1 protein-coding gene is annotated in these 1,592 nt (G+C 36.9%); it reads left to right on the top strand.

What is annotated here, in order from left to right; all coding sequences use genetic code 11:
* Positions 1 to 136: 136 nt before the first annotated feature.
* Positions 137 to 1,510 (top strand): IS4 family transposase, encoded by a 1,374-nt coding sequence (locus CLORY_RS22760; RefSeq protein ID WP_079428875.1) that lies wholly within the window; start codon positions 137 to 139, stop codon positions 1,508 to 1,510.
* Positions 1,511 to 1,592 lie beyond the last annotated feature (82 nt).

Raw genomic sequence — 1,592 nt, 5'->3', positions numbered from 1 at the left:
ACTCAAACTTCGCACTTGAATAAGTGCCTATGCACCTTGAAAATTCAATAATAACTGGCATAAAAATAGCATGAAACCATCTGGTTTTGGTATAATTGAGTTGTCGAAAAACAATTAATAACCGGAGGCTCATGCTATGAATAAAAGTATACCACAAGCGACCCAGAATGATAAACAAATTTCGAAATCTATCAAAAGATTTTTTGCAAGATTTCATGTTTCTTCAGCACTAAAAGCATCCAATGCTTACAAGAAGAAGGGAACTCCTGTAATTGAGATTTTTCAGTATCTATTTCTGCTGATTTTTTCAAACAGAAGCATGTATATGAATCTGATCACAGGAAGAAATACTCCTGATTTTGCAAAAGATACGGTGTATCGTTTTATGAAAATGATTCAGATCAACTGGATTCGTTTTACAACGACCCTTGCATCCAGAATCATTCATGATGCAATTATTCCTTTGGATTCTCAAGACCGTGCAAATGTCCTTATCATAGATGATTCTATGTTTGAACGTAACCGTTCTAAAAAAGTGGAACTACTTGCAAAAGTATTCGACCATGCGAAGCATAAATATCGTTTTGGATTCAGAATGCTCACATTAGGCTGGTCAGACGGAAGTACATTTCTTCCAATCAACAGTGTTCTTCTTTCATCAGAAAGTAAAAGGAACCGGATCAACGAAGCAGCTGATGTTGATAAAAGAACGACCGGCTACAAACGTAGAAAGTTATCTATGGAAAAAGGAACCCATGCTATGCTTGAACTGCTGAATGCAGCTAAGAAAGCCGCAATTCCCTCAAAATACGTTCTTTTTGACAGCTGGTTTTCATCTCCAAGTACTCTCCATGCCGTGAAAGAGATTGGGTATGATGTCATTGGCATGGTGAAGAAAACACCTAAGATGTTCTTTCGTTACAACGGTGAAGATATGTCGCTGATTTCAATCTATAACAAGAATAAAAAGAGACGCGGCAGATCTAGATATCTTTTATCCGTTATCATTGATGTTGTAAAAGATGGCAAAATCATTCCAGCTAAAGTGGTTTATGTCCGCAATCGTAATAAGCGTAAAGAATATCTGTGCATCATTTCCACTGATGTAACCTTGGATGCAGATGAAATCATCCGTGTCTATGGAAAAAGGTGGGATATTGAAGTCTTTTTTAAAGTCTGCAAAAGCTATCTCAACCTCAGTAAGGAATGTAATTCACTGTCCTATGATGCAATGACTGCACATACAGCAGTTGTTTTTACACGATATATGATGCTGTCCTTAGAAAACCGGGAGTCGAATGACAACCGCTCACTTGGTGAACTCTTTCTATACTTTTCTGATGAAATGTCTGATATCACTTGGATACAGGCTTTTCAAATGATGCTTCAATTATTCAAAACCATGCTTGCTAATAACACTGAATTATCAGAAGAGAAAATCGATGAACTGGTAAATGCATTTATGAATGCACTTCCAGTTTTACTGAAAACACAGCTTCAAGCAGCATAAGGACTGAACTTTGACAACTGAACAACTGCCAGGTATTGAATTTTCAAGGTGCATAGCTAATATCTATGTGCGAAGTTTGAGT

Origin of the sequence: Clostridium oryzae, assembly GCF_002029235.1 — a bacterium.
GTDB classification, from domain to species: Bacteria; Bacillota; Clostridia; order Clostridiales; family Clostridiaceae; genus Clostridium_AE; species Clostridium_AE oryzae.
The sequence above is the reverse complement of the archived record's forward strand: the minus strand, read 5'-3'. Positions and strand labels throughout refer to the sequence as shown.

What these genes read in the sequence shown, in the direction of transcription:
- CLORY_RS22760 (WP_079428875.1), top strand. Translation starts at nt 137, where the DNA reads ATGAATAAAAGTATACCACAAGCGACCCAGAATGATAAACAAATTTCG.